Here is a 6032-nt window from a genome sequence, read left to right on the forward strand (position 1 = left end):
CTACTGTGGGCGACCTACCGGATAGTATTTTTCCACATTCACGGGTGCGGATCAACGGAGTCCGAGTTTCGAGAGCGCGTTGGCAAATATGCCGTCGTCGGCCGCCGGGTCAGGCACTTCGTCCTGCTCTTTCCGTTTCTTCAGTTCGTTGAGCGCCGCTGTCTCGTCGTCGACCGTCGATTCGCTCGTCTGTGGCTTTGGATCGCCGCTCTTCAGCTGCTGAAGTCCCTCGACATTCGTGTCGACGCCACCGGGGCTGACCGTCTTCTCGGGCTCGACATCCGTCCCTCTAAACTCGCTCTCGTCCCCCAAATCGGCAGTGAATTCGAGGCGCCGGTTCTCCTCGCGCTCGATACCGCCAAGTGTGAGGTCGACTTCGGACATGGCTTCGTCGATGTCAGAGCGGATTTGTTCCTCACTTATGTCCTCCTCGGCGTCGTCCTGACCCGCCTGAATCTCAGACGGCAACGGTGCGCGCGCTTGCTCAAGGCGGTAGGCGACAAGCGCGGCCCCTGTGGATGCCGTGACGACCGCTAATCCGACAGCGTACGTACCAACGACAACGAGTGTCTGCGTGGTCCCGAACTCGAACCACCGGTCCGGATAGTACAATAGGAAGATGCCTGCCGCGGCGAGCGTTACCACGGTACCAGCCGCCCCAACCCATTCGACGCGTCGCTCGTTCGGCAACAGCACCGTGACCGAAATCAGCGCGAGGGGTATCGAGAGCATCCCAAGCAGGTACGCCGGCTGGGCGAGACTGAAATATCCACCTTCGCGAATACCGTACAGGGACGTTGCCGCAGCGAACAGCGAGAGTGCGAGCACTGCGAACACGATGGCGGTAAAAAAGAGACCGAACCCGAGATACACATCCGTCTCCGTTTCGGGCTCACCAATGTACCGCTCATAGAGGCCGATTAGCACGTTGTCTGCGGTGTTGTCCCACATCACATGACGCTGTACGAATGCATGTATAATGTGTGTTTGGTAGCGTCAGACACGTGTCTTTGCCGCAGGCCTGATCAGCCCTCGTCGTCTGCCTGAGCATCGTCGCTATCAAGTTCTCGTAGTTTCTCTACTGGGCCGTTCTTGATTTCGGTCCGAACCTCGGTCACCTTCGACGGATCGAGACGCGTCGAGTCCTGGGAGGCATCATTCGTGTTCGATGGCTCCATCTCGCTCGCATCATCGGCCAAACCAAACCAGGTGCGGAGTCGGTCAAGCAGTCCCATCAGTAGTTTTTGAACAGAATCGTTTTCACGTCATCTTTGGTCCGTGCGGTCTCTATCGTCCCGTCCTCCAGTTCGACCTCGTAGCGCTCCTCACCGCTGCCCTCTCGCCATTTGTCGTCGTGTCGCTTGAGGAGGTCTAGGATCCCATCGGGGGCGTTCGCCGTGATATTCGATTCAGTCTCGGTCGTGACGGTTTCGGCAGACAGAGGATGGTCACTTGAAAGGGACTCGTCCGTCGTCTCTCCGTTATCTTCTGCCTCTGTTTCCGTTGGCTCGGAGGACACATCGCTCCCGGGATGCCCCCTCCGCTCTGGGTCATCGACTGCCTCGGCAAGGTCCAGCAAGTAGTCGATTACATCCTGTTGACGAACGGACGCGTACGACCCTGCGTGCTCGGCCGCCAGTTCCTTTTGAAGGGCGTTGAGCCGCTCTAACTGCGACTCCGTCAGCTGGAGTTCTGGCATGTGTCTTGTTATTTCATGCCCCTACAAAACACCATCTCCAGTCAGATGACCCCGAGCCTGTCACGAGCTATCGTCGTCGCTGCCGGCGCGGACGATGGCAGGAGTGAGTTCCTTGTCGTGATCACTCTCATTCTCACCCTCGTTCCGAGACACGGGCTTCACCGGAGATGGCTGTCGCGACCCCGACTCACTTCCACTGTCATGTTTCCCACTCGTGGCTCCATCACCTGCCCCGCCTCCCGAGAACCGTTCGTAGAACCGCATCATAGCTTCGTCCCATGACTCGACTTCTTCCGGCGTGGCGCCATGGTCGACATCGATGCCGACGTACTCACAGTCATCACAGACGTACGACTCCTGATCGTCAAGTTGGTAGGTGATGATCGTCCCGCCACACCGAGGACAATCCATACAGGTAATTCTCACCGTGCTATCATAACGTTTCGTTCCCACTACGTATTGAGGAGCGTCCGTTGAGCTATCAAATAATCGTCCTCACCGGTAGGGTCTGCCAACTCCGCTCCGATAACGACGAACGGTGTGGGAGGTTGTCGCCATTGGAAAGTGAACGCTACATATGAATATCCGGTCCGTCATGTCGTCAGATTTCATCCTGTGGATGTATGGTATATTCGCACGCGAGTCAAAAGAAAGTTCGACGGGATACAGAACGTGAGCTCCGCCATTGTTGGGGAGAAAGCAGGTTTGAGATCACCGGCGTCGAGTTCGCTGCTGAATAGGACCTCTATATTCAGCAAGCCAGAATAAACATCCATATCACCTGATATACTCTCCAGTACTACGCTGGGAAACATACTGTGGCGTCAGTATCAGTGGCGCGTAATCACCCACTATAGGAACCGGACTGGTAATTTAGATGGAATGGTTGCGCGTCTTCATCGAATGTAACGTATTGACGTCCACCTCGACATGAGGCTCCTCCACGCTGGACACAAAGGCCCACGGGAGTGACTTACGGGTTTGTGCGCTGTTCGCTGGGATTTGTCCCGGCTCCGGGAGCGTCTGTGATCGAACGCCATTCGTGATTGTCCCACTGGAACCGCACGGGCCGCGCCATCGGCCTGACTTGCTGCTCGGTGTTTCGCCGGAGAAACGTCTCTGCGGCGGTGAGATCAGCGTGTCCCTCGAACCCGCAGGGACAGGTCAGCGTCTCCCGAGGCCGAACCGTCTCGTCCTGCGCCCCACACTCCGGACACGTCTGACTCGTCCATGCCTCAGTCTTCTCCGCTACCTCGATCCCATATTCCTCACAGACGGACCGCAGCTGGTCGGTAAACTGCGCGACTGCCCAGAAGTGGTTCAGCTTCTCGTTGATTTCAGGGGAGAGTTGGGGTTCGATGACGCCGGCGAGATTGCCGATGTACACCGTCGCGATCCCCTCGTCGTGTAACCGTTCGACGAAATCACGGATGAGAGCCTTCTGGGCGTGACTCCGCCGGCGGGAGCGTTTGCGGTAGAGCCGGCGGATTCGCCGGCTGGTGTCCTGCTCCGGGGGCAACTTCGATGACAGGCGCGCTATCTCCTCGGTCGTCGCCCGGAACTGCTCGAACAGGTCTTCGCTGTCGTAGAGGTACTGCTGTCCGGTGGTGGTCGCACACGCGACGAGGTTGTTGACACCGAGATCGAGGGCGGCTTCCTCCGAAGCTAGTGGTGAATCCAGTTCCGATTCGTCGATCGTCACTGATTGATATGCCCGATAGGTGTCTTCGACCTCGTCGTACTGGATCTCCAATTCCCCCTGTTCACCGGACCATTTCGGATTGCCACGAACCTCTAACCGAAGCCGCTCGAAGTACCCCATATCGTACTTGTCCTTGAGGTTCTGACCGACTGGGACTTCGACCCGGGAGTGTTCGCCCCACTGGATCTCATACGAGTCGTTCCGGACGAACAACCGGAGGTCGCGCCCGTCGTCTGCGTTCCCCCAGTAGCCGGGCGGTGACGCGTCCTCACCGCGTTCCAACAGCGCGAAAAACGACTTCCAGGCGGCGTTGTTCTTCCGTGTCATCGTCTGGACATCGACCGTGCCGAGCTGGCCTTTGTACTGCCCGCGAAACTCATCCGTCTCCCAGATGTTCTCGTCGTCGAAGAACCGCTGCCGGCGGGCATAGGTCAGCTCGTTCCAGAAGCTCGCCGTTGCGTCCATAACCTCCTGTAAGAGGGCCTCATCCGACTCCGAGCGGGGTCGCACTTCGAAGGTATTGGTCCGCTTCATCGCTGGCTCGCCTCCTGCTGGTTCGGTTGTGTCCACCGACGTGGGATGTAGCCGCGGCGCTCGATTCCGGCGGCCTGCTCTCGGAGGAGGCCGATGAGGACTTGCTCCGGGACGCCCGCCTGAGCCTGTCCGGCCAACAGCCGCTGGAGTGCTGTACGGGCTCCTTGATGACCACGGGATCGCTATCGTCCATCGATGCGCTCCCGGATATCCCCGGTTTGGTATTTGAATGTTGGCGCGGTGACCCTGCTCTGCGAATCTCTCTGCCGCTGTTCGAACACGGCGCAGCCGTGGGGATTCGCGCCGACGAGACGGTCGAAGACCGCTTTCCCCTCGACCAGGGCGTCGTGCTGTGTCGGTGCTTCAACCAGCGCGTAGATGACCATATGCATCTGGTTCACCTCGGAGCGCCGACTCACCGGGCGTCGCTCGGCGCTGTCTGCTCGGTGCGCCGGCACCCATCGCCGGCGCTAAAAAAACCTGGTTCGGGAGATCGCGTTCAGGAATCGTCTGTCCGCTCGACGGTGATCGTCAGGTCGCCAGACTCGTAGTCGGTCTTGAAGTCGACGCTGAACGCATCGGAATCGTAGGCGGCGTGGTAGGCACGGTGCAGTTCGAGCGACCCGGTCGCCGTCAACGGCCCCGCGCAGGGTGGCGCGGGGCTTGTCAGTGAACTCGGCCTCTGCCGACCGTGGTTAGTCGGACGGGACAAAACCCCGGCTCGGCGTCACCGTTCCTGACTTCAGGGCGAGTTGACTGTCGCCCGTCCGCCGCGACGACTGTAGGCCACGACGGACGTACCGCAATCCAACGTTCTTCGCCGCCACGTAGTCCGCGTTCCCCGTTGCACCACACATCTCACACTCGAACTCGGCCTGCCTGACGCGATTGCCTTCGCTCGTGTGTCCACACTCGGGACACCGCCGACTCGTGCTCTCCGGATCGACGTACTCCACACAAATGCCCTCCTCTTCCGCCTTGTACTCCACGAGATCAACGAGCTGGCGGTGCGCCCACTGGTGGAACTCCTTCACCGGGGGCGCACGTTCCCTGATGTGTTTCAGGTTCTCGAACGCGATGTACTCGCAGTCGTGCTCCAGTGCTTCCTCGATGATATCGTTGCCCACGCGGTGGAGGACATCTCGAACGTATCGAGATTCCCTGCCGCTCATCTGCTGGATGGTGCGGTGTGCGGACTGCGTACCGGTCTGTTGGAGACTGCTGCGAATCCGCTCGAACTCCCGGTGTCGATGTCTGAGTTCTCTGCCGGACGCGAAGTACGCCGTTGAGGTGGTGGCGATATTGACGATTCCGAGGTCGACACCGAGAACTGTCCTGTCCTCGTCGTCGTCCCGTTGTTTGACCTGTTTCTCGGGCTGGGGTTTGCGGAATCCGAGATGCAGGTAGTAGTCGCCATCACGCCGAGAAAGCGTGGATTCTGTGAGCTCCCAGTCCTCATCGTTGAGGTACTGGTGTTGGTAACCGTCTTCGTCGTCCGGCAGTGCGAGGTCGCACCGAATACGGTCGTCGACCGTGGAAAGTGAGACCGTGTCGTCGTCGAACAGCGTCATCGTCCGAGTGTCGTATTTCACCGTGGTGGCGGTGAACTCCGGACAGGAGGTTTTGTATTCCTCGTCTAGTTCTTTGATTTCTTCGACGCCGGAGAGTGCGGCTGCGGCTTGGTGGGTAGCGAGGATTGCGTGTTGACTCCCGAGACGCGTCTCTTCCAGCACCTCGTCGTAGGCAAGGTCTTGGAGGTACGTCTTCCGCGTTTCACCCGTTCGCCATCCGATCCGACTGCTGATATTACAGGCGTCTTGCCACTCGTTGATGGTGGCGTCAAGCAGATCTTGTTGCTCGGTGGTGAGGATGGGGCGGGTGATTGCGGTGCGTCGCAGGTAGTCGTCCGCCACGGTTTTTAATAGATGTATGGTAATTAGTAATCGGTGCTTTGTGGTAGTGGGTATCGACTTCCTCCCCGCCAACGGTGGGGCCGGAAATCCGCATTGCTATCTAGATTGAAGTGGAAGAACGCAGCCGAAGTGTAGGGCTTGCTCTGGGTTTCGACCTGCGTCTCGACAGAGGCCGGGAGCGCGA

General features: G+C 59.0%; 9 protein-coding genes. All 9 read right to left on the minus strand.

From position 1 onward, the window contains the following. Window positions 1-51: 51 nt before the first annotated feature. Entirely contained in the window at window positions 52-951 is a 900-nt protein-coding gene (locus tag DP107_RS16765) for a DUF7139 domain-containing protein (protein ID WP_144263271.1), read from the minus strand. A 74-nt stretch (window positions 952-1025) separates the two neighbouring features. Then, on the minus strand, window positions 1026-1235 hold the full coding sequence (locus tag DP107_RS16770) for a hypothetical protein (RefSeq protein ID WP_144263272.1): 210 nt from the start codon (window positions 1233-1235) through the stop codon (window positions 1026-1028). After that, window positions 1235-1699 carry a hypothetical protein gene (locus DP107_RS16775; RefSeq protein WP_144263273.1) on the minus strand — a complete coding sequence of 155 codons (465 nt, stop codon included), beginning with the start codon at window positions 1697-1699 and terminating at the stop codon, window positions 1235-1237. The genes DP107_RS16770 and DP107_RS16775 overlap by 1 nt, the downstream gene beginning before the upstream one ends. Before the next feature lie 60 nt (window positions 1700-1759). Then, window positions 1760-2110, minus strand: coding sequence for a zinc finger domain-containing protein (locus DP107_RS16780; RefSeq protein WP_144263274.1), 351 nt, complete (start codon window positions 2108-2110; stop codon window positions 1760-1762). A 562-nt stretch (window positions 2111-2672) separates the two neighbouring features. After that, complete coding sequence (locus DP107_RS16785; RefSeq protein WP_144263275.1) at window positions 2673-3935, minus strand: RNA-guided endonuclease InsQ/TnpB family protein; 1263 nt, start codon at window positions 3933-3935, stop codon at window positions 2673-2675. Next, complete coding sequence (locus tag DP107_RS20290) at window positions 3932-4072, minus strand: hypothetical protein (RefSeq protein WP_185977363.1); 141 nt, start codon at window positions 4070-4072, stop codon at window positions 3932-3934. The genes DP107_RS16785 and DP107_RS20290 overlap by 4 nt, the downstream gene beginning before the upstream one ends. 45 nt (window positions 4073-4117) lie before the next feature. Further along, window positions 4118-4321 (minus strand): hypothetical protein, encoded by a 204-nt coding sequence (locus DP107_RS16790; protein ID WP_238330917.1) that lies wholly within the window; start codon window positions 4319-4321, stop codon window positions 4118-4120. A 113-nt stretch (window positions 4322-4434) separates the two neighbouring features. Then, window positions 4435-4572, minus strand: a complete 138-nt coding sequence (locus DP107_RS20295; protein ID WP_185977364.1) for a hypothetical protein — start codon at window positions 4570-4572, stop codon at window positions 4435-4437. 58 nt (window positions 4573-4630) lie between these two features. Further along, window positions 4631-5848 carry an RNA-guided endonuclease InsQ/TnpB family protein gene (locus DP107_RS16795; protein ID WP_144263277.1) on the minus strand — a complete coding sequence of 406 codons (1218 nt, stop codon included), beginning with the start codon at window positions 5846-5848 and terminating at the stop codon, window positions 4631-4633. Window positions 5849-6032: the final 184 nt, after the last annotated feature.

The organism is Haloglomus irregulare (genome assembly GCF_007421925.1).
Taxonomy (GTDB): domain Archaea; phylum Halobacteriota; class Halobacteria; order Halobacteriales; family Haloarculaceae; genus Haloglomus; species Haloglomus irregulare.